Source organism: Nocardia vermiculata NBRC 100427, from assembly GCF_001613265.1.
Taxonomy (GTDB): Bacteria; Actinomycetota; Actinomycetes; order Mycobacteriales; family Mycobacteriaceae; genus Nocardia; species Nocardia vermiculata.
Map to the genome: position 1 here is coordinate 17105 of NZ_BDCA01000010.1, position 24448 is coordinate 41552.

Annotated in this window: 2 protein-coding genes; both read right to left on the bottom strand. The window is 69.2% G+C overall.

What is annotated here, in order from left to right; all coding sequences use genetic code 11:
* Window positions 1-20 precede the first annotated feature (20 nt).
* Window positions 21-16799 (bottom strand): non-ribosomal peptide synthetase, encoded by a 16779-nt coding sequence (locus NV2_RS13245; RefSeq protein WP_444980692.1) that lies wholly within the window; start codon window positions 16797-16799, stop codon window positions 21-23.
* A 234-nt stretch (window positions 16800-17033) separates the two neighbouring features.
* Entirely contained in the window at window positions 17034-24410 is a 7377-nt protein-coding gene (locus NV2_RS13250; RefSeq protein ID WP_067872758.1) for a non-ribosomal peptide synthetase, read from the bottom strand.
* Window positions 24411-24448 lie beyond the last annotated feature (38 nt).

Consider the following 24448-nt stretch of genomic DNA (forward strand, 5'->3'; position numbering starts at 1 on the left):
TTACATATCTGGTGATCGCATCACGACCGGCCCGATCGCTCGGTTCGATCGCCGTTCGCGCCGGTCAGCACTCGTGCCAGCTGCGGACCGAGTGCGGCCAGCGCGGGCGGTGAGGTCATCTGGTCGTGATCGACGTCGATGCGACGATCCACGATCTCACCCTCGATGTAATCGCGCCAGTTCTGCGCCGCGGTGTCGTGTCCGGCGGCACTGAAATAATCCAATCGGCCGCGATATACATCCGGCCGATGCTCGGCGATCAATTCCGCGGACCGGACCGCACTGCGATAAATGCGACGCACCCGTTCGGGAGTCAACACGGCCATATCCGCCGGGATGGTCGCGTGCAGCGCCGCTACCGCTTCCTCGCTGAGATCATGGATATCACCGTCGCCGACCAGGGATTCGGCCCCGATGCCGATCTCGGCCAGCGCCTCCCGGATGGCGGTGCGGAAATCGGCGACGTCGATCTCGGCGTGCGAGTCCAGCATGACCACACTCGCCACCTGCTCCCCCGCCGCCTGCAGGGTCGTCGCGATCGCATGCGCGAGCACACCGCCCAGCGACCAGCCGAGCAGGTGATACGGCCCGTGCGGCTGCACCGCCTTGATCTCGGCCACATAGCGATCGGCCATCTCCTGCAGCGAGCGCGGCAGATATCCGTCCTCCGACAGCGCCGGCGACTGGATGCCCAGTACCGGCCGATCCTCCACATAGCGGTTCAGCCCGGCGTAGCACCAGGACAGGCCGTACATCGGGTGGATACAGAACAGCGGTTCGGCCTCGCCCTCGGCCCGGATCGGCAACAGCACACCCAGCGCCGCATCCGATTCCCCGTCGTAGTCGTGCTCGTCGCTCATCGCGGTGAGCACCCGCCCGGTCAATGCCGCGACGGTCGAGCCCAGGAAGAACCACTGCACCCGGACCTCGACGCCGGTGAGCGTACGCAGCCGGCTCACCGCGCGGGTGGCCACCAGCGAATTACCACCCAGGTCGAAGAAATCGTCGTCCAGACCGACCCGCTCGACCTCCAGCACCTCGGCGAACACATCCGCGATCGTCTGCTCCAGCGGAGTGGACGGGGCCCGGTAGGGACGACCGGTGAACTGCGGTACCGGCAACGCCTTGCGGTCGAGTTTGCCGGTGCTGCCCAGCGGCAGTTCCGCGAGCACCACGACCGCCGCCGGAACCATGTAGGCGGGCAGCGATTCCCGCGCGTAGGCCAGCAGTTGTTCCTCGTCGATGTCGTCGCCGACCGGCACCACGTAGGCGACCAGCCGATCACCGGACTGCTGTCGCACCAGCGACACCACCGCGTGCCGTACCGGCGCGAATCCGGCCAGCACCGACTCGATCTCACCGAGTTCGATGCGTTGCCCGCGCAGCTTGATCTGGAAGTCGCTGCGACCCAGATACTCCAGGGCGGGCCCGCCGGTGCTCTCGCGCCAGCGCACGATATCGCCGGTGCGGTAGAGCCGCTCGCCACCCGCGTCCGCCACGAAGCGCTCGGCGGTCAGCGCCGCCGACCCCAGGTAGCCGCGGGCCAGCTGCACGCCTGCCACATAGAGCTCACCGGGCGATCCGAGCGGCACCGGACGCAACTGCCGATCCAGCACGTGCACCCGGGTGTTGGCGACCGGTGTACCGATCGGCACCGCCGCGGCACCGGATTCGCCGACCGGCCAGGCGGTGACCACCGTGGCCTCGGCAGGTCCGTACCAGTTCACCAGCTGCGTGCCGGAGAGCGTGGACCGGAACCGCTGCGCGGTCTCACCGGAGAGCGCCTCACCCGCCGCGAAGACCCGTCGCAGCGACGGATATCCCTGGGCCACCGACGGGTTTGCGGCCGGGTCCAGGAAGGCGTCCAGCATCGACGGCACGAAATGCACCGAGGTGACCGAGCGCTGGGTGACGACCCGGGACAGATATGCCGGGTCACGGTGCCCGTCGGGTTCGGCGACCACGATCGCGGCACCGGTCTGCAACGGCCAGAACAACTCCCATGTCGAGATGTCGAAGGTGATCGGCGTCTTGTGCAACACCACATCGGTGGTGTCGTGCGGATAGGTGCGCTGCGCCCAGCGGAACTGGTTGGTCATCTGCCGATGGGTGATCACCACCCCCTTGGGGCGCCCGGTCGACCCCGACGTGTGCATCACGTAGGCCACCGCGTCGGAGTGGACCACCGGGAACTCCATCGTGGCAAGCGATTCCGTCTCGGTGCCGAGACCGGTGATATCGACGATCGGAATCCCGCTGCCGGTGCGGAAGCCGTCTCGTTCGGTGGTCAGTACGCAGACCGGCCGTGCGTTGCCGAGAACGAATTCGTTGCGATCGGCCGGGTGATCCGGATCGACGGGGACGTACCCCGCGCCCGCGCGCAGCACCGCATAGATGCCCACCACCAGGTCCACCGACCGGCGCATGGCCACGGCGACCAGTGCGTTCGGCTCCACTCCGCGGCCCATCAGTTCCGCGGCCAGCGACCGTGACCGCAGGTCGAGTTCACGGTAGGTCAGGACGGTATCGCCGAAATACACGGCCGGCGCGTCCGGCGTCCGGTCCACCTGCGCGTCGAACAAGCTCAGCAACGTGGCGTCGTCGCGCAGGCGCGGCAGGTCGGTGGCGTTACGGGCCGCCAGCGCGGCCCGCTCACCGTCGAGCAGTGCGTCCACCTCGGCCACCCGGGCCTGCGGCGTCCGAGTAAAACTCCCGAGGAGCGCGGCCAGCCGTTGCGACAGCGCTTGGGCCACATCGGGTTCGAACACATCGCGCAAATACTTCAGCGAGATACGCAACTGGTTGTCCAGCACCACGATCACGGTCACCGGGTAGTGGGTGCCGTTGACGGCGCCGATCCCGGTGACGTGCATGCCGTCGATCGAACCGACCCGGTCCAGCCCTTCCCGATCGATCGGGAAGGATTCGAACACCACCAGCGAATCGAACAGCCCGTCCACGCCGACGGCCTGCTGGATATCACTGAGTCCGAGGTAGTGGTAGTCCAGCAGTGCGGCCTGTTCGGCCTGCAGCTGTCCCAGCAGACCGGCCAGGGTGTCACCGGCATCCAAGCGGACCCGTACCGGGATCGCGTTGAGGAACAGACCGACCATGCTCTCCACGCCCGGCAGCGCCGGTGGACGGCCGGAGACGGTGGCACCGAAGACGACATCGTCACGATCGGTGCTGCGACCGATCAGCAGCCCCCATGCCGCCTGCACCACCGTGTTCACGGTGACACCCAAATGCGCTGCGAGCCTGGTCAGCTCGGTCGTCTCGGCCACCGACAGCTCGAAACCGACCTCACCCGTCCCGGCGGAGATCTCGCGGCCCGGATCCACCGGCGCCAGCGGCGTGGGCTCGGTGATCCCCGCCAGCGCGTGCCGCCACTCGGTGCGCGCCGCCGCGGGATCCTGGGCCACGAGCCAGCGCAGGTAGTCACCGTAGGAACGCACCGGCGGCAGGTGCGCCGGATCCGCCCCGACCGCATACGCGGTCAGCAGCTCCTGCATGAGCAGCGGCGTCGACCAGCCGTCGAGCAGAATGTGGTGACTGGTCACCAGCATCCGATACGCGTCCGGGGCCAACCGGAACAGCGTGAAGCGCAGCAGCGGCGCCCGATCCATCCGGAACCGCACCCCACAGTCGATACCGGCCAGCCGTCGCGCCTCCGCCTCGGCGGCGTCGGGGTCCAGGCCGGTGAGGTCTACGGTCCGCCACGGCACGTCTTCGTGCCCGACGACGACCTGCACCGCATCTCCGGCGGTGTCGGCGGCGAAGGCGACGCGCAGATTGTCGTGCCGGTCCAGCACCGTCTGTGCCGCGGCCTGCAACCGGTACTGGTCCACGGCGCCGGCCAGGTCGACGGTGAACTGGGTGATGTACACATCGGTCGAAGTGTCGGCGAGCAACGCGTGGAACAACATTCCCGACTGCAGCGGAGTGACCGGCCAGATATCGGTCAGGTTCGGATACTCGTCGGACAGCTTCGCTACGTCCGCGGTGTCCAGGTGCACCAGCGCGAAATCGGAGGCGGTGTAGCCACCGGCATCCGGATGGGTGCCGTGCTCGGCCAGACCACCCAGTGCCCGGACCCACTGCCCCGCGAACTCCTTGATCTGTTCGGCGGAGAAGACCACTGCCGCGTAGTCGAAGCGGGCCATGAGCCCGTCGTCGGTCGCCTCGACGGTGATATCGAGCAACACGTCGGCGGCGCGCAGGCGAGAATGAGGTTGTGCCGGACGCAGGTCGCGATACCGGAACGCGGTGCGGCCCTGCGGCATCGACTCGAGCACCGGGCCGACTGCGGCATCGAGATAGCGCAGCAGCGCATATCCGGTGCCCGCGCGTGGCACCGCGCGCCGCAATTCCTTGATCTGGACGAGGGCGTCCCCGGCAGCGGGTCCACCGACCAGTGCGTCGTCGAGGTCCAGGCCGTCCAGCGCGACCGGGAGCGGATAGGCGGCGGTGAAACCACCGACGACTCCGGCGGCATCGGCGCCGGCCGGGATCCGCTCGTCGGCCGGTACCTGCACCACGCTCCCGATCAGGTCGGAGGCGCTGCCCCGGGCGCCCGGCTGTTGCGCCAGGGCGAACGCGGTGAGCAGCACATCGTCCACCTCGGCGTGGTAGGCGCGGGCGACAGCCGCGACGGCGGCGGCGCCTTCGGCTGTGATGACCAGGGAAACACGGCCACGGTTCGACAGATCGAGCCCGGCGACGGGTGCATCGGCGGGTGCCGAGGCGAGTCGGCGCCGCCACCAATCGAGTTCGGCCGCGGTGTCGGCCGCGGCCACCTCCGCCGCCAGGGTGTGTGCGAGGTCGATCGGACCGGATCGGGGTGCGGTCACCACGGGGCGGTCCGCGGTCCAGGCGGCGGTCAGTTCATCGATCAGGATGCGCCAGGAGGTGTCGTCGACGACCAGCCGGCCGGCCGCCACCACCAGCCGGCTCTCGGCAGGAGTCCGGTCGGCCGGGTCGGTCGGCGCGATCAGCGCGAAGGCGATGTTGCGGCCGGTGGCCGGATCCAGATTCGCGCCGAGCGACCGCACCGCGAGGTCCACCGCTTCCGGACCGGGGGCGAACCGGCGGAGTGCGGCCGCGGCGGGCGCATCGGGGATCACCAGTGTCCGGTCCGCTTTGTCGAGCCGGGCCGAGAGGATCGGATGCCGCTCGAGCACTCCGGTCGCCGCGGCCTGAAGCCGGTCCGCAGTGCAACCGGCCGGGACGGCGAGCGTGATCGCCCGGAAGGCCTGACCGGACGGATCGGCGCGGAGCAAGCGGATCGCGGCGGGCGGCAACGGCATCGGGCCGGTCCGTACCGCGGCGGGGGCGGCGGTCTGCGTGGTCGCCGTGCGCGCGAGCGCTTCGACCGTCCGCGCGGCGAAAACGTCCCGCGGGGAGAAGTGGACTCCCCGGGCCCGCGCTCGCGACACCACCTGAATGGAGACGATGCTGTCGCCACCGAGGGCGAAGAAGTCGTCGTCGGCGCCGACCCGCGCGATACCGAGGACCTCGCCGATCACCTCGGCGATGACGTTTTCGGCGGGAGTGCGCGGCGCGCGATAGCGCGTGGCCTCGAGTACCGGCTCGGGCAACGCCTTGCGATCGAGCTTGCCCACCGGAGTCAGTGGCAGCTCGTTCAGCACGGTGATCGCCGAGGGCACCATATGCGGTGGCAGTTCCGCCGCGGCGTACTCGGTCAGCGCCGCGGAGTCGATGCCGTGTCCGGGCACGACGAGCACGTACGCAATGAGAATTGTTGCGCCCGCATCGGTTCGTTGCCCCATGGTGATCGCGAATTCCACATCCGGATGCCGGCCCAGCACCGCATCGATCTCACCGAGCTCGATCCGGAAACCACGAATCTTCACCTGGAAATCGGTACGGCCCACATAATCCAGCTCCCACGGCACCTCCGCCCGAGCGACATTGCCCGCACGCTGCTCCGGCTCGGCCCACCAGCGCACCACATCACCCGTGCGGTACATCCGCGCTCCCGGCGCACCCCACGGGTTGGGCACGAAACGCTCGGCCGTGAGACCGGGCCGATGCCGGTAACCGCGCGCCACACCACCACCGGCCAGGTACAGCTCGCCCGCCACCCCCGGGGGTACCGGATTCAGCGCGCTGTCGAGCACCAGCGCCGACATGCCGTGCACCGGGGCACCGATGGTGATGTGCCGCTGCGGATCAAGGTGTGCGAACGAGGAGATGATGGTGGTTTCGGTCGGACCGTAACCGTTGAGGTAGGTCCGCCCGGGCTGCCATTTGGCGAGCAGCTCCGGCGTGGTCACATCACCACCCACCGACGCCACCAGCAACTGCTCCTGATCAGCCGGATCCATCGTGCCCAGCACCGCCGGCGTGATGATCGTGTGCGTCACACCCTCACTACGCACCAACTCCGCCAGATCCGGGCCACCGACGATCTCGGCGGGAGTGATCACCAGGGTGGCACCGGTGGCGAACGCGCAGATCCATTCCAGCACCGACGGATCGAAACTCGGCGAGCAGATGTGCAGGAACCGATGCTGCGGCTCCAGCTCGTACAGGCTCGTCGCCACCTCGGCCAGACCGCCCAGGCCGGCATGGGTGACCGTGACGCCCTTGGGTTTACCGGTCGATCCCGAGGTGTAGATGACATAGGCCGGATGCGCCATGTGCAGCGGGGAGATCCGGTCCGCATCGGTCACCGGCAGCGGCGATTGGGGCGCGACCAGTCGTCCGGTGGAGGCGGCATCGAGGACCAGCCAGTCCACGTCCGCGGGCAGATCGCCGGCGAACTGCGAGGTCGTCACGCCGATCACCGCACCGGAGTCGGTGAGCATATGGCGCACCCGGTCCTGCGGATAGCTCGGATCCACGGGGACGTGCGCACCACCGGCCTTGCTGATCGCCAGCACGGCCAGCACCATCTCGAACGACCGCGGCAGCGCGACCGCGACCAACTGCTCCGGTCCCACCCCCTGACCGATCAGGGCCCGGGCGAGCTTCGAGGACGCGTCGTCGAGGTCGCCGTAGCTGATCGAGCGCCCGTGATACCGCACCGCGGTGCGCTGCCGTCCCCACTGGATACCGCGAGTCAGCAGGTCCGGCAGTAGCGCGGTGGCCATCACGTCGTCGTCGTGCACCCGGGTGAGGACGTGGTATTCCTCGTCACCGAGCAACGGCAGCGCACCAACCGCACGCTCCGGGTCGGCCGCGATCGCCGCCAGCATACGAGTGAACCGCTGCGCGAAGACCCGCACCGTCGCCTCGTCGAAAAGATCCTCGGCATAGGAGAATTCGCCTCCCATACCGCCCCGGCCACCGATCGCTTCCCGGATCGTCAGCGACAGGTCGAATTTCTCCGTGGTGGCGGCCGGATTCAGCGCCGAGAACCGCACCTCGGGCAGTTCGAAGGTGGTCTCCGGCAAGTTCTCGAACGACAGCGCCACCTGGAACAACGGATGCCGGGCGGTGGAACGTTCCGGAGCCAGCGCCTCGACCAGCCGCTCGAACGGGATATCGGCATGGGCGAAGGCACGAAGATCGGTGTCGCGGTTGGCGTTCAGCAGTTCGGTGAAGGTGGCGCCGGGGGTGACCCGGCTCCGCAGCACCAGCGTATTGACGAACATGCCGATCAGATCGTCGAGTTCGGGTTCGCCGCGGCCTGCGATGGGTGCGCCGATGGCGATGTCCTCGGTGCCCGACATGCGGGCCAGAAACACTGCCAGGGCGGTGTGGACCACCATGAACAGCGTCGCATTGTGCTGCTGTGCCAGGGCGGTGAGCCCGGCGTGCACATCCGGTTCAACGGTGAAGTCGACCTTACCGCCGGCGAAGCTCTGCACCGGTGGGCGTGGGCGGTCGGTGGGCAACGTCAGCTCGTCCGGAACCTCGGCGAGTTCGGCAGTCCAGTAGGCCAATTGCGTCGCGGCCGCCGATTCCGGATCGTCCTCGGAGCCGAGCGCCGCACGCTGCCACAACGCGAAGTCCGCATACTGGATCGGCAACGGTGACCACGACGGCGCCGAACCTTCGGACCGTGCCAGGTAGGCCGTCATCAGATCCCGGGTCAGCGGCCCCATCGACCAGCCGTCGGCGGCGATGTGGTGGGCCACGAAGACCAGCACGTATTCCCCGGCGGACAACTGGAACAGCTGGATTCGGAACGGAACCTCGGTGGTCACGTCGAAGCCGGCCGCGACCTGCCGGCCCACCTCGTGTGCGACCCGTTCCTCACCGATCCGGATCGGCTCCAGATCGAGTTCGACGTCGGCGGCCGCGAGGATCCGCTGGCGCACACCCCCGGATTCGGTCTCGGGGTAGACGGTGCGCAGTACCTCGTGCCGAGTCACCAGATCCGCCACGGCGTGGCGCAGCGCGGCGACATCCAGCGCACCGGACAGCCGGATCGCCACCGGAATGTTGTATACCGTTGCCGTGGTGTCGAATTGGTTGAGGAACCACATTCGCTGCTGCGCATAGGACAGTGGAACCGACTCGGGACGCGGTCCCGCGCTCAGCGGAGTGCGCGACCGTTCGGACCCGCCCCGTTCCACCCGGGCCGCGAGTGCGCCCACGGTCGATGCCTCGAACAGTGCCCGCACCGGAACCCGAAGGTCCAGCGCGGCGCCGATCCGGGCGGCGACCTGAGTGGCGAGCAGCGAGTTGCCGCCCAGCGCGAAGAAGTCGTCGTCGAGTCCGACCCGGCCGGCACCGAGCACCTCCGCGAAGGTTGCCGCCACGATCTCCTCGGCCGGAGTCGCGGGCGCGCGGTAGGCGGTGCTCTCGAACTCCGGGTCCGGCAGTGCCTTGCGGTCGAGTTTGCCGTTCACCGACAGCGGCAGGGCGTCGAGCACCACGAACGCGGCCGGCACCATGTAGTTCGGCAGTGTGGCACCGACCGCCGACTTCACCTGTGCCACATCGAGTTCGCGATCGGCGGACACCAGATAGGCCACCAGCCGGTCACCGGTACGCGGATCGGACTTCGCCACCACCGCGGCCTGCGCCAATTGCGGCATGCGCAGCAGTGCGGCCTCGATCTCACCGAGCTCGATCCGGAAACCGCGCACCTTCACCTGGAAGTCGGTGCGGCCGCGGTATTCCAGTTCGCCGGTTCGGGTCCAGGCCACCAGATCGCCGGTGCGGTACATCCGGGTGCCGGCACCGGACGGGTCGGCCACGAAGCGGTCGGCGGTCAGATCGGCGCGACCGAAGTAGCCGCGTGCCAGCTGGGCGCCGGCCAGATACAGCTCACCCGGGACACCCGGCGGCACCGGCCGCAGCCGCGAATCCAGGACGTGCACACGGCTGTTCCACTCGGGCACCCCGATCGGCACCGACAGCTGGTCCGCCGCGACGACCCGGTGGGCGGTGATCGAGACGGCGGCCTCGGTGGGCCCGTACAGGTTGTACAGCCGCACCTCGGGGCGGTCCTTGCGGAAGCGCTGCGCGAGCGCGGCCGGCAGCGCCTCACCGATGGCGAGTACCCGTCGCAGCGGGGTGGGTGTCCGTACGCCCGAACGCGATTCCACCAGCAACGCGTCCAGCATCGACGGCACCACGTGCAGTGTGGTGACGCCCTCGCGCCGGATCAGTTCGTTGAGATAGGCCGGATCGCGATGCCCGTCGGCGGTGGCTACCACCAGGCGAGCTCCCGACACCGCCGCGGACCAGAACTCCCATACCGACAGGTCGAAGGTGGCCGCAGTCTTCAGCAGCACCACATCGCCTGCGCCGAGGCCGAATTCGGCGGTCTTCCAGACCAGCTGATTCACGATCGCGGCGTGCGCGACCGCGACTCCCTTGGGGCGCCCGGTCGAGCCGGAGGTGAAGATGATGTAGGCGGTGTGCTGTGGCAGGAGCGGCGCGAGGCGATCGGCGTCGGTCACCGGCCGTCCGGACAGCCCGCCGAGATCGAGTTCGTCCAGCAGCACCACATCGTCGCGAGCGCTGTCGCGACCGGCATCGGCCAGGTCCGGCATGGACTGCGAGCGCCCGCGCCAATCGCGGGCCACCGCGGTCGATTCCGTCGCCAGCGCCCGGCCCGGTAGCGGCGGAACGGCGGAGGTGGACAGCACACACACCGGTGCCGCGGAATCGAGGATGTACCCGGTGCGTTCGGCGGGTTGATCCGGATCGACCGGCACATAGGCGCCACCGGCCGCCGATACCGCGTACATCGCGACGACCAGATCGATGCCACGCGGGAGCGCCAGCGCGACCCGGGACTCCGGGCCGACCCCGAGCGAGATCAGATGACGGGCCAGGCGATTGACTCGTTTGCCGAGCTCGCTGTAGGACAGTTGGACGCGTCCGCCGGCGTCGGCGACCAGCGCCACCGATCCCGGGTGCGCGGCCACTGTCGTCGCCAGCAGATCCGGCAGGGTGGCCGCGGCCACCGGGCGCACCGTCCCCACCGCGGCCCGCTCCAGGTCCGCGCGTTCGGAGCCGGTGAGGATGTCGAGGTCGCCGACCGGTGCGGTGGCGTCGGCCACCACACCCGCCAGCAACAGCGACAGCCGCTCGGCGATCGCGGCGGCATTCGCCGCATCGAACAGATCCGTGGCGTAGGTGAGGAACCCGCCGATACCGGCCGGGTCCCCGTCCTCGGTGTAGGAGTCGGCGACGATCAGGTGCAGGTCGAATTGCGAGACGTCGAGGTCGGCGTCGACTCCGGCCACACTCAGGCCGGGCAGCTCCAACGCCGTCTGCGCCACGTTCTGGAACGACAGCCCGACCTGGAACAGCGGATGGTGTGCGGTCGATCGGGGCGGGTTCAGTACCTCGACCAGCCGCTCGAACGGAATATCGGCATGCGCGAACGCCTGCAGGTCGGTTTCGCGCTGGCGGGCCAGCAGATCGGTGAACGACTCGCCGCGGTCGACGCGGGTGCGGAACACCACGGTGTTGACGAACATGCCGATCAGATCGTCCAGTTCGGCCTCGCCGCGACCGGCCACCGGACTACCGACGGCGATATCGTCACCGCCGGACAGGCGTGAGAGCAGCACCGCGAATGCCGAATGCACCACCATGAACAGGGTCGCCCCGTGCGCATGCGCCAGCTCCAGCAGGCCGGCGTGCACCTCGGGCGCGATGCGCACATCGACCCGGGCCCCGGCCAGGGTCGCTACCGGCGGCCGCGGCCGGTCGGTCGGTAGTTCCAGCACATCGGGCAAACCGGCGAGCTCGCGCTGCCAGTAGGAGATCTGCTGGGCCGCAATGGAGCCCGGTTCGGACTCGGAGCCGAGCACGGCGCGCTGCCAGAGCGCGTAGTCGGCGTACTGCACCCGTAGCGGTGTCCATTCCGGTGCCGCGCCGACGGTGCGGGCGGCGTAGGCGGTCATGACGTCGCGGACCAGCGGTCCCATCGAGGACGCGTCGGCGGCGATGTGGTGCACCACCACGGCGAGGACGTATTCGCGGCGTGAGCCCGGTGCCGGATCGGTCACCTCGAGCAGGCGCACCCGCAGCGGGACTTCCGCGGTGACATCGAAAGGCGTTGCGGCCAGGTCGTACACGGCCTGTGCCACATCGGCTGCGGCACTGCGCTCCGGATCCAGGCCCAGCCGGGTGTCGGCGGGCAGGATCACCTGCACCGGTCCCTGCGGGGTCTCCGGGTAGACGGTGCGCAGCACCTCGTGCCGGGCGAGTACGTCGTCGAGCGCTGCGGCCAGCGCTGCCACATCCAGGCTGCCGGTCAGCCGCAGCGCGAACGGCAGGTTGTAGGCGGCCGCACCGGTCTGCTCCTCGGACGCGGCGGCGTCGGCATCCTCGTATTGGTCGAATCGGTTGAGGAACCACATGCGTTGCTGTGCCAGCGACAGCGGCAGCACGTCCGGGCGTTGGATCGAACCGAGTTCGACACCGCGCCGGGTGTGGGTCTGCGATTCCAGTGTGGCGGCCAGCGCGGTGACCGTGGGGGTTTCGAACAGTGCCCGCACCGGTACCCGGCCGCCGACCGCGGCACCGAGGCGAGCCACCACCTGCGTGGCGACCAGTGAGTTGCCGCCCAGAGCGAAGAAGTCGTCGTCGGCACCGACGCGCTCCAGCCCGAGCACGGACCCGAACACCTCGGCGACGATCTCCTCGACCGGTGTGCGGGGCGCCCGGAATGTACTGCTGCTGAACGTGGGTTCCGGCAGGGCCTTGCGGTCGAGTTTGCCGCTGGCGTTGAGCGGGAACGCGTCGAGTACCGTCACCACCGACGGAATCATGTAGGCCGGAAGCGAATCCGTGACGCCGCGGCGCAGCCGTTCCGGATCGAGGGCGGTGTTCGGCTGGGCCACCACATAGGCGACCAGCTGATCCCCCAGTGTCGAACCCATCACCAGCGCCACCGCCTGGCTCACGCCCGGCAGCGCCAGCAACGCCGTCTCGATCTCGCCGAGCTCGATGCGCTGGCCGCGGAACTTCACCTGGAAATCGGTGCGGCCGATGTAGTCCAGGCGTGCCGGTCTGGTGTCGTCGGCGGGACGCCACAGCACCAGATCGCCGGTGCGGTACATCCGTTCCCCGTTCCCGAAGGGACTGGCCACGAAGCGGTCCGAGGTCAGATCGGGGCGACGCACATATCCGCGGGCCAGTTGGTCACCGGCAAGATAGAGCTCGCCGGGCACGCCGGCAGGTACCGGGCGCAGCCGCGAATCGAGCACATAGACCCGAGTGTTCCACTGTGGCAAGCCGATCGGAACGCTCGGACGATCGGTGTCGGCGACCGGCCAGTAGGTGACCGACACCGCGGCCTCGGTGGGTCCGTACAGGTTGTGGATGCGGGCATCGGAGACCGCATGCACGGCGTCGGCGGTTTCCGGCGGCAGCGCCTCGCCGATCACGAAGATGTCCTGCAGCGTCGGGCAACTACCGGCCGTGACGTGCGCGGCGAACACGGTGAGCATCGACGGCACGAAGTCTGTTACCGTAACTCTATGCGCCGCAATAGTTTCCGCGACGTAGATCGGGTCCCGATGGCCGTCGTGGGTCGCGACGACCAGTTCCGCACCGGCCCGCAGCGGCATGAAGTAGCCCCACAGCGACACATCGAAGGTGGTCGCGGTCTTCTGCAGATACACATCGCCGCTGCCCAGCGGGTAGGCCGCCAGCATCCATTCGATCTGATTGTGGATCGCGGCGTGCGAGATCGCGACGCCCTTGGGGCGGCCGGTCGAACCGGAGGTGAAGATCACGTACGCCGGATGGTCGGGACGCAGCGGCGACAACAGTTCCGCGGGCCGGATCGGGCTCGGATCGAATCTGCTCAGATCCATGGTGTCCAGGCGAAGCACCGGTATCCGGGAGGGCACATCGATCGAATCGGCGACCGTGGTCACGACGCAGACGGGTTTGGCGGTGTCGAGGATGTGCGCGATCCGGTCGGCCGGATGGTCGGGGTCCAGCGGCACGTAGGCGCCGCCCGCGGCGACGATGGCGTACATGCCGACGACCAGATCCAGCGACCGGCGCACCGCCAGGCCGACCATCGACTCGGGTCGGACACCCCGCGAAATCAGCAGGCGGGCAAGCTGATTGACCTCGGCGTCGAATTCGGCGTAGGTGAGGCGCTCCCCCTCGTGGACGACGGCCACCGCACCGGGATTACGTGCCGCGGTACGTCGGTAACCGTCCAGCAGCAGTTCCGGTGCGACCGGATGGCCGGTGTCGTTCCACTCCCGCAGGATCCGGGTCCGCTCGGCCGGGTCGAGCAGTTCGAGATCGCCGACCGGGCGCGAGGGATTCGCGGCGATACCGTCCAGCACCCGAATCAGGCGGGCGGCATATCCGGCGACAGTGCGCTCGTCGAACAGATCCAGCGCATAGGTGAACATCGACGACATTCCGGCGGGCGCACCCGATTCCGTGCGCGGCACCGTCGTCAGCTGCAGGTCGAATTTCGCTACCGCGCCGTCGAATTCGACGGCCTCGGCCGCCAAGCCGGGCAGCCGCAACTGCGGTCTGGCCATGTTCTGGAAGAACAGTGCCGCCTGGAACAGCGGGTGGTGTGCCTGCGACCGCACCGGATCGAGCACCTCCACCAGGCGCTCGAACGGCAGCTCGGCGTGGGAGAAAGCCCCCAGATCGGTGTCCTTCACCGCCCCCAGCAGCGCCTCCACCGTCGCCGCGCCGTCCACCCGCGTGCGCAGCACCAGGGTGTTGACGAACATGCCGACCAGCGCGTCGAGTTCGGCCTCGCCGCGACCGGCCACCGGAGTGCCGATCGTGATGTCGTCGGTGCCGCTGGAGCGGGCAAGCACGATCGCGAATGCCGCGTGCACGACCATGAACAGCGAGGCGCCGGTGCGCTGCGCCAGGTCCTCGAGCCGCTGGTGCAACTCCGGCGCGATCTCGAAGCTGTATTCCGCGCCACGCCCCGAGGCCACCTGCGGACGGGGCCGATCGGCCGGCAGATCCAGCCGGTCGGGAATGCCGTCGAGCGTCGTGCGCCAGTACTCGATCTGCCGGGCCGCGAGCGAATCCGGATCGTTCTCGTCGCCGAGCAACGCCCGCTGCCACAGCGCGTAATCGGCGTACTGTACCGGCAACGGGGGCCAGCTGGGCCGGGACCGGTTACGCCGGGCGAGGAAGGCCGCCAACAGGTCTCGGGTGAAGGGGGCAACCGAGGCGCCGTCGGCGGCGATGTGGTGCACCACGACCGCGACGACGTGATCGTCGGGTGCCAGTTCGGCCACCGCGATCCGCAGCGGTACCTGCGCCGCGACATCGAATCCGGCCAGCAGGCGACCGGCCAGCCACTGTGGTAGCTCGTCCTGCGACACCGGCTCGGTGGTCAGTTCCGGAACCGACTGTTCCGCGGGCAGAATCACCTGGTGGCCGGTGCCGTCGGCGGACGGGTACATGGTGCGCAGGGTTTCGTGGCGCTCGATGACATCACCGATGGCCGCCTGCAGCGCGGTCACGTTCAGCGCACCGGTGAGCCGGATCGCGAACGGAATGTTGTTGGCCGCCGATTCCGGATCGAATTGATTGAGGAACCACATGCGCTGCTGTGCCAGCGACAGCGGGATGCGCTGCGGGCGTTCCATCGGTGCCAGCGGCAGCCGATCGCCCTCTCCCTTGATCGGTTCGAGCCGTTCGGCCAGCTCCGCCACGGTTGCCGCCTCGAACAGCAACCGGGCCGGCACCCGCGCCGAGATCTGCGCGCCCAGGCGCGCCGCGACCTGGGTGGCGATCAGCGAGTTGCCGCCCAACTCGAAGAAGTCGTCGTCGGCGCCCACTGCGGCCGGCGGATCCAGCAACTCGGTGAACACGCCCGCGACCAACTCCTCGAGCGCACCCGAGGGCGACCGGAAGGCGCGCGCGGCCAGCGTCGGTTCGGGCAGCGCCGCCCGGTCCAACTTGCCCACCGGGGTCAACGGAATGGCGTCGAGCACCATGATCGTCGTCGGCACCATATGTGCGGGAAGGCTTTGTCCCGCATGGGAACCGAGCACATCGGTGTCGACGGCGGCACCGTCGGCGGCGTGCACGTAGGACACCAGGATGGTCGCGCCGCCGGGCAGCTTGTGGCCCACCGTGACAGCGAAGTCGACCGTGTCGTGGGCGGCCAGCACCGCGTCGATCTCACCGAGTTCGATCCGGAAACCGCGGATCTTCACCTGGAAATCGTTGCGGCCCAGATACTCCAGCTCACCACCGGCGGTCCAGCGCACCAGATCGCCGGTGCGGTACAGCCGGGAGCCGTTACCGTCGACCAGGTTGGGGACGAAGCGGGCGGCGGTGAGACCCGGGCGACGGTGATAGCCCCGCGCCACCTGCGCTCCGCTGATGTACAGCTCACCGACCGCGCCCCGGGGCACCTGTGCGAGCTGCTCGTCGAGCACGTACTCGGTGATGCCGCGCACCGGCGCCCCGATCGTGACCGTCTCCCCCGGTACCAGCGGCGCGCTGATATTGGTCATGATCGTGGTCTCGGTCGGGCCGTAGCCGTTGTAGAACTCGCGGGTGCCCTCGGCGATTTCGATGGCCCAGCGCCGCACCAGTTCCGGTGGGCACGCCTCACCTCCGGCGACCACGACGCGCAGCTCGTCCAGCCCGGCCGGATCCACCGAGGCCAGTGCCGCGGGGGTGATGAAGGCGTGGGTGACCCGTTCCCGGAGCAGCAGATTCGCCAGTTCGTCGCCGCCGAGCACGGCCGGCGAGGCCACCACCATGGTGGCGGCGCCTCCGATCGCCAGCAACAGTTCCAGTACCGAGGCATCGAAGGACGGTGAGGCGAAGTGCAGTGTGCGCGAATCGTTTCCGACTCGATAGCGGTCCCGCTGCTCCTCACAGAAGCTGGCCAGCCCGGCCTGGGTGACCACCACTCCCTTGGGCTTCCCGGTGGAACCGGAGGTGTAGATCACGTAGGCGGGATGTTCGGCCCGCAGCGGCCGCAGCCGATCGGCGTAGGTCACCGGGTCGCCGGAGAACTCCTCGAGCCCGTCGGTGAACTCGGGACTGTCCACACCGAGCCACTGCACCGTGTCCGGCAGGTCCGCACGCACCGAGGACACGGTGAGGCCGAGCACGGCGCCCGAGTCCGACACCATGTGCGCGACCCGGTCGGCGGGGTAGTTCGGATCGACGGGCACGAATCCGGCACCGGTCTTGGCGACGGCCCAGACCGCGACCACCGATTCCACCGAGCGCGGAATGCCGACCGCGACCAGGTCCTCCGGTCCGATCCCGCGGGCGATCAGCAGCCGGGCCAGCCGGGTGGACCGCTCGTCCAGTTCGGCATAACCGAGTTCGGCCAGCGTCGAGTCCGCGCCGGCGAAGACCAGCGCGGTAGCGGTGGGATCGACTTCCACCGCGGTGGCCATCAGTTGCGGCAAGGTGGCGACACGGGCACGCCGAGTACGGGTGGGCCGGACCCGAGCGGGCCGCGTCATGCCGTCACTCCCAGCACATACTGTCCGCTGACCACCCGTACCACCTATCTCGTCCTGCCTGTCGTCGCCGCATGCGTATGCACGCGCGCCACCCTTGTCCATCGATTTCGATCGCGGCGGGTGTTACTGTCCCGCGATCGTGCCACCTGGTGTTCAGCGAAGCACATCATCGGGCAGCACGACCACCTCGGCAGATCCGAAACCGGCGGGTGCGGGGCCGGCCTCGAGCACTACCGCCTGCAGATCCTCCAGTGGCTCCGGATCCAGCCGGTCCAGACCGGCACGGTCGGTGAACAGGTGGGTCACCCACTCGTCGGCGAGTCCGTCGGTGCTCACCTCGGCCGGCAACACCATCGAGGCGCCCGTCGTGCCCGCTCCGACCACCTCGAGCAGCGCCGCCGGACCGTCGGGACTGCCCTGATGGAAAGTCCGCGACTCGAAGGTGAGCTCGGTGCGGGCCCGCAGCCGGTCGACGGCACCGGCCAGTGCGTCATAGCTGTAGACAGCTGCGGCGCCGACGAAGGCCGGGTCGGCACCGCGCAGCGCCCGGGTGCGGTTCGCGTAGGTCACCGGCCGGGCCGATTCGCCGGCAATCTCGGCGCCGGTCGCGACCTCGTCGAGCACCAGCCAGTCGATACCGGTGGGTCCGGCGGCCGGACGGGACGCCAGCACGGTGATCCCGATCTTGATTTCCGGCCCGCTCGGCAGCGCACCGCCGTCGACGACGGGGACCAGTGCGGCACCGGCCTTGAGCACCGCCCATGCGGAGACCGCCCAGTCGACACCGCGATCGAGCCGCACCGCGACACCCGTCTCCGGGCCGCACCCGCGCGCGATGAGCGCACGGGCGAGTCGTGAAGAGCGCGCGTCGAGGTCCTGGTAGGTCACGACCTCCTCACCCCATGTCAGCGCCGGCCCCTCCGGGTCGTCCTCGACCGCACCCGCCAGCACCTGCGCCAGTGCGGTGCCGACCGCGGCAGCGGTGTTGACGGGAGCGGGAACGACCGGTGTGGCCGCGACCGGCTGGGTTGTCGCTACCGCCTCGACCGGTTCGGCCGCATCGTGCAGGTCGATACCGCCCAGCACGACCTGCGGATCGGCGGCCACTGCGGCCAGGATGCGTTCGAAGCGATCGCCGAGGGCGCGCACGGTATCCGGCTCGAACAGCTCCTGGGCGTAGGTGAAGACCGTGATCAACTCGGCCGGCCCACCGTCGGAGTTGTGGCGCGGCTCCACAGTCACCTGCAGATCGAACTTCGCCGCCACCGCATCGGTGTCGAGGGCCGCCACCGTCAGGCCGGGGAGTTCGAGGGCGGGCTGCTGGGTGTTCTGGAACGACAACACCACCGTGAACAGGCTCTGAGCACCGTTGCGACCCGGTGCGACGACCTCGGCCACCCGCTCGAACGGAATATCGGAGTGGGCGAAGGCCGCCAGATCGGTATCGCGCGCGGTCTCGACCAGGGCGTCGAACGTATCGGTGGTATCGACTCCGGTGCGCAGCGTCAGGGTATTGACGAACATGCCGACCAGGTCGTCGAGCACGCGCTCACCGCGACCGGCGATCGGGGTGCCCACGACGACGTCGGCGGTACCGGTCTGGCGGGCCAGCAGTACCGCCAGGGCGGCGTGCACCACCATGAACAGCGACGAATTGTGTTCACGGGCGATGCGAGCCAGCCCCTCGTGCACCTCCGGCGGGACCGCGAATCCGATCGATTCGCCGCGCATGGACGGGGTGGCCGGGCGCGGGTGGTCCGGCACCAGCGCCGGGGCCGAGGAGACCCCGGACAACCGGCCGCGCCAGTAGTCCAGCTGCTTGGCCGCCACCGATTCCGGATCGTCGTCGGTACCGATCACCTGTCGCTGCCAGACGGCGAAATCGGCGTACTGCACCTCCAGCGGTGCCCACCCGGGTTCGTCTCCGCCGGTACGCGCCAGGTAGGCCGTCATCAGGTCGCGGGCCAGCGGGGCCATCGACGACCCGTCCCCCGCGATGTGATGGATCACCAGCGCGAGTACCTGATCGTCCCCGTTGCGCAACAGCAGCGCGCGGACCGGGACCTCCGCAGTGACATCGAATCCGGTCGACATCAGGGCCGCGATGCGTCCGACCGGGTCGCCGGTGTCCTCGACCGGCAATCCCTCCGGCAGCACCTCACGCACCGACAGGATCTCCTGATACGGCATTCCACCCTGGCCGCCGGCCGGATAGCGGGTGCGCAGTACCTCGTGCCGTTCGACCACATCGGCGACCGCTCGGCGTAGCGCCGGCACATCCAGCGCACCGGTGAGCCGGATCGCCAGCGGGATGTTGTAGGACGGCGACTCCGGGTCGAGCTGATTGATCACCCACATCCGCTGCTGGGCGAGCGACAGCGGAATCCGCTCACCGCGGTCGACCGGGACCGGCCGCGGGCGCGCCGTACCGGTCTCGGCACCGGGCACGATCCGGGCTGCCAGCGCGCCGACGGTCGAGGCCTCGAACAGTTCCCGGACCACGAGATTCGCGTCCAGCGCATCGTTGATCCGGGCCACCGCGCGGGTGGCGAGCAGCGAGTTGCCGCCGAGTGCGAAGAAGTCGTCGTCCAGGCCCACGCCGGTATCGGACGCGGTGACCGCGAGCAGCTCGGCGAAGACGTCGGCAACCGTCTGCTCGATCGGGGTACGCGGTGCGCGGAAGGCCGTGGTACTCAGGATCGCGGGTTCCGGCAGGGCACGACGGTCGAGCTTGCCGTTCGGCGTGAGCGGCAGCGCGTCCAGCACCACCATCGCGTCGGGAACCATGTACCCGGTGAGGAATTCGCCCACCTGGGTGCGCACCTGCATCGGATCCACGGACGAACCGGCTTCGGGCACCAGATAACCCACCAGCTGCTCACCGCCGTGCGCGCCGGTGCGGACCAGTGCCACTGCCTGGGCCACCCCGGTGCAGCGCAGCAGCGCGGCCTCGATCTCGCCGAGTTCGATGCGGAAGCCGCGCAGCTGCACCTGCTGGTCGCTGCGGCCGGCGTATTCGAGGGCGGCCTCGCCGTCGAATCCGGCCCACCGGCCGACGTCGCCGGTGCGATACATCCGGGTGCCGGGCGCACCGTACGGGTTGGCGACGAAGCGGGTGGCGGTCAGTCCGGGCCGCCCGAGATATCCACGCGAGAGCTGACGTCCGGCGATGTACATCTCACCGGCCACGCCGACCGGCGCCGGATGCAGTCGGTCACCGAGTACGTAGGCCTCGAGTCCGGGCAGGGCGCGGCCGATGACACTGGCCGGATGGTCGGCCAGTCCCTCGTCGACCGCCAGGAACGACACGTGCACGGTCGTCTCGGTGATGCCGTACATGTTCACCAGCTGCGGAGCGGTCGAGGCGTGTCGCTCGTACCAGCGGGCGAGCTGGCGCAGATCCAGTGCCTCACCGCCGAAGACGATGTAACGCAGTGCGAACTTGCCGGCGTCGGTACCGCCGCCGCTGTGTGCGGCACGGTCGGCCTCGGCGAGCTGATAGAAGGCCGACGGCGTCTGGTTGAGCACCGTGACCTGCTCGCGAATCAACAACTCGCGGAACAGTTCCGGCGACCGCGAGGTGAGGTGGTCGACCACCACGACCGCGCCACCGGTGGCCAGCGAACACCACAGTTCCCACACCGAGAAATCGAAGGCGAACGAGTGGAACAGCGTCCACACGTCGGTCTCGTCGAAGTCGAACAGCAACTGGGTGTTGGCGAACAGTTCCAGCACGTTGCGGTGCGTGACGCCGACACCCTTGGGCACACCGGTGGAACCGGAGGTGTAGATGACGTAGGCCAGATCCGCCGGGCGCAGCGGCGCGATTCGCTCGGCGTCGGTGACGGGGGTGTCGGGGAAGGCCCCGGCCTCCTCCAGCAGCACGATCGCCGGTTCGGTGCCGGGCAGCTCGTCGCGCAGCTCGGCGGTGGTGAGCACACAGGCCGGTGCGGCGTCGGTGAGCATGAACTCCAGCCGCTGCGCCGGATATCCGGTATCGATCGGGAGGTAGGCGCCTCCGGCGATCAGTACACCCAGCAGCGCTACCGGCAGCTCCTCGGTGCGCGGCACCGCCACTGCCACCAGCGATTCCGGGCCCACGCCCTGCGCGATCAGCGCCCGGGCCACCTGGTCGGCACGCTGCTGCAGCGCACCGAAGGTCAGGGTGTGGTCGCCGTAGCGGATGGCCGTCGCGTTCGGGCGGCGGCGCGCCTGGGTCGAGATCAGATCCACCAGAGTCACCGGCGGCACCGGCGCTCCGGCTGAATTCCATTCGTGCAGAACGAGTTCACGCTCTCCGGGGGCGAGCACGTCGATATCGCCGACCACCGCGCCGGCATCGGCCGCCACCGCGGCGAGGATGCGAATGAATCGGTCGGTGAAATCCTGCACCGTCGCCGCGTCGAACAGATCGGTCGCATAGCTGAACGACGCCGAGATCCCCTGCGGCACACCGCGTTCGTCGACCTTCTCCGCGACAGCCAGCTGCAGATCGAATTTCGCCAGCTCGATGTCGAGATCCACCCCCGAGACCGCCAGCCCCGGCAGCTCCAGCTCGGTGTGGGCCAAGTTCTGGAAGGTCAGCATGACCTGGAACAGCGGGTGCCGCCCCGCCGACCGCGCCGGATCCAGAATCTCCACCAGCCGTTCGAACGGCACGTCGGCGTGCCCGAATGCCGCGACATCGGTGCCGCGAACCTGTTCGAGAACCTGCTCGAAGCTGTGCGCGGAATCGATGTCGGAACGTAGCACCAGGGTGTTGACGAACATGCCGATCAGCTCGTCGAGCGCGGCCTCGCCACGACCGGCCACCGGGGTCCCGATCGCGATGTCACGACTACCCGACAGCCGGGACAGCAGCACCGCGAGCGCGGCGTGTACGACCATGAACAGCGTCGAATGATTATCGTGCGCAAGCCGATTCAACGCGGCGTGCACGTCCGGCGCGATCTCGAAATCCAGGTTCGCGCCGTGATAGGACGCCGTGGCCGGGCGGGGCCGGTCGGCCGGCAACTCCAGCTGTTCGGGCAGCGCCGCCAGTTCACGGCGCCAGTAGTCGATCTGCGCGGCGAGCACGGAATCCGGATCGTCCTCGTTGCCGAGCGTTTCCCGCTGCCAGAGTGCGTAGTCCGCGTACTGCACCGCCAGCGGGGGCCACTCGGGATGGTCACCGTGCACCCGGTCCAGATACGCGGTCATCAGGTCGCGGGTGAGCGGCCCCATCGAGAAGCCGTCACCGGCGATGTGGTGGATCACGCACACCAGCACATGCTCGTCGGGGCTCAGGCGCAGCACACGCAGGCGCACCGGCGGCGCGGACGTGACGTCGAACCCTCCGGACACCGTGTCGGCGACCAGCCCGGGCACCTCGTCAGCGGCGGCCTCGACCAGCGGAATCTCCGGCACCGCACGCGGATCCGACAGCGGCAGTACTCGCTGATACCCCTCACCGTCGAGTTCGGGATAGACGGTGCGCAGTACCTCGTGCCGCTCCACGAGATCCCGGACGGCGATGCGCAAGGCTTCGACGTCCAGGCGGCCGGTCAGGCGTACCGCGACCGGAATGTTGTTCACGGCCGCGGCGGGATCGAAGCGGTTGAGGAACCACATCCGCTGCTGGGCGTAGGACAGTGGAATCCGCTCGGGCCGCGGCATCGGCCGCAGTCGCTCCGCGGTGCCGGTTCCGGCGTGCCGTTCGACCTGCTCGGCCAGCGCCGCGACGGTGGACGCCTCGAACAGCAACTGCACCGGCACTCGCGCGTCGAGCGCCGAGCCGATGCGGGCGGCGGCCTGCGCGGCCAACAGCGAGTTGCCACCGAGTTCGAAGAAGTCGTCGTCGGCACCGACCCGGCCCGGGTTGTCGTCGTCGCCGGGCACCAGCAGTGCCGCGAATACCTCAGCGACGATCTCCTCGACCGGGGTGGAGGGGGCACGGAACTCGCGTGCGGCGAAGGTAGGTTCGGGCAGCCGGGCACGATCCAGCTTGCCGACCGGAGTCAGCGGGATCTCGTCGAGAGTCATGATCGACGCCGGAATCATGTATCCGGGTAGCGATTCCGCCAGGAAGTCGTCGAGCGAGGCGGTGTCGAGGGTGGCCTCGGGCCGGGGCAGCACATACGACACCAGCGCCGTGGCACCCGAGGGCAGGGTGCGGCCCAGGGTGGCGGCGAAATCGATATCGGGATGGGCCGTCAGCGCGTTGTCGATCTCCCCCAGTTCGATGCGGAATCCGCGGATCTTGACCTGGAAGTCCGAGCGGCCGAGATATTCGATGGCACCGTCGGATTCGCCGCGCCGCACCAGGTCACCGGTCCGGTACAACCGTGCGCCCGGACGCCCGGTCTCGGCGCCGAACGGGCTGGCGACGAACCGTTCCGCGGTGAGCCCCGGCCGGCCCAGATACCCCCGAGCCAGCGCCGGACCCGACAGATACAGCTCGCCGACCACGCCGGCCGGAACCGGCCGCAACCGGGAGTCCAGCACGAACGCGCCGACCCCGGCGATCGGGGTGCCGATCGTGATCGGTTGTCCCGGCACCATTTCCGCACTCGACGTCGCGAGAATCGTCGCCTCGGTGGGACCGTACCCGTTGTGGAAACGCCGCCCGTCGCGCGCCCAGCGCCCCACCAGTTCCGGGCCGAACTTATCGCCGGCCACCACGACCACCTCGAGGTCGGGCAGTCCGGCCGGGTCCACCGATTCCAGGGCGCCCGGGGTGATGAGCATGTGGGTGACCTGCTCGCGGCGCAGCAGATCGGCCAATTCGAAACCGCCGAAGACCTCCGGCGGTGCTACCACCAGCGTGGCGCCGGAGGAGAAGGCGAGCAGCAACTCCAGCACCGAGACATCGAAATTCGGCGAACACACGTGCAGGACACGAGAATCCTCGCCGACGTCGTAATGCTCACGCTCGGCCGCGACCAGACTCCCCAGGCCGCCGTGGGTGACCACCACGCCCTTGGGACGTCCGGTCGAACCGGAGGTGTAGATGACGTAGGCCGGATGCTCCTCGGTGAGGGTGCGGACCCGATCGGTATAGGAGATCGGGTGCGCGGGCAGCGCGGCCAGCCGATCGGAGACGGCCGGATCATCGATCGGCAACCAGTCCACCCCCTCGCCCAGCGCGTCGCGATGCGCACGCGTGGTCAGGCCGAGGACCGCACCGGAGTCGGAGACGATGTGCGCGATGCGTTCGGGCGGATACGACGGGTCGACCGGAACGTAGGCGGCGCCGGTCTTGGCGATCGCCCACACCGAGAGCACCGATTCGATCGAGCGGGCGATCCCGACGGCCACCACATCGCCGGCACCGATACCGCGCGCGATGAGCTCACGAGCCAACCGTGAGGAAGCCTCGTCCAGCTCACGGTAGGTGAGCTGGCGCGCATCGGCGGGCACACCGGTCGGATCGAACCGGATGGCCACCGTATCGGCGGCGGACTCCACCGCAGCGGTCAGCAGCTGACCGAAGAGCGGGCTGCCCGACCGGCGGCGTCGGCCTCCACGAGCGGAACGGCGGGCAGTATCCATTCGAGCGTCTTCACCTCTCACGTCCAGCTGGTCCGCGC

Coding starts and splice junctions, on each gene's coding strand:
- NV2_RS13250 (WP_067872758.1), bottom strand. CDS start 24,410: ATGGATACTGCCCGCCGTTCCGCTCGTGGAGGCCGACGCCGCCGGTCG.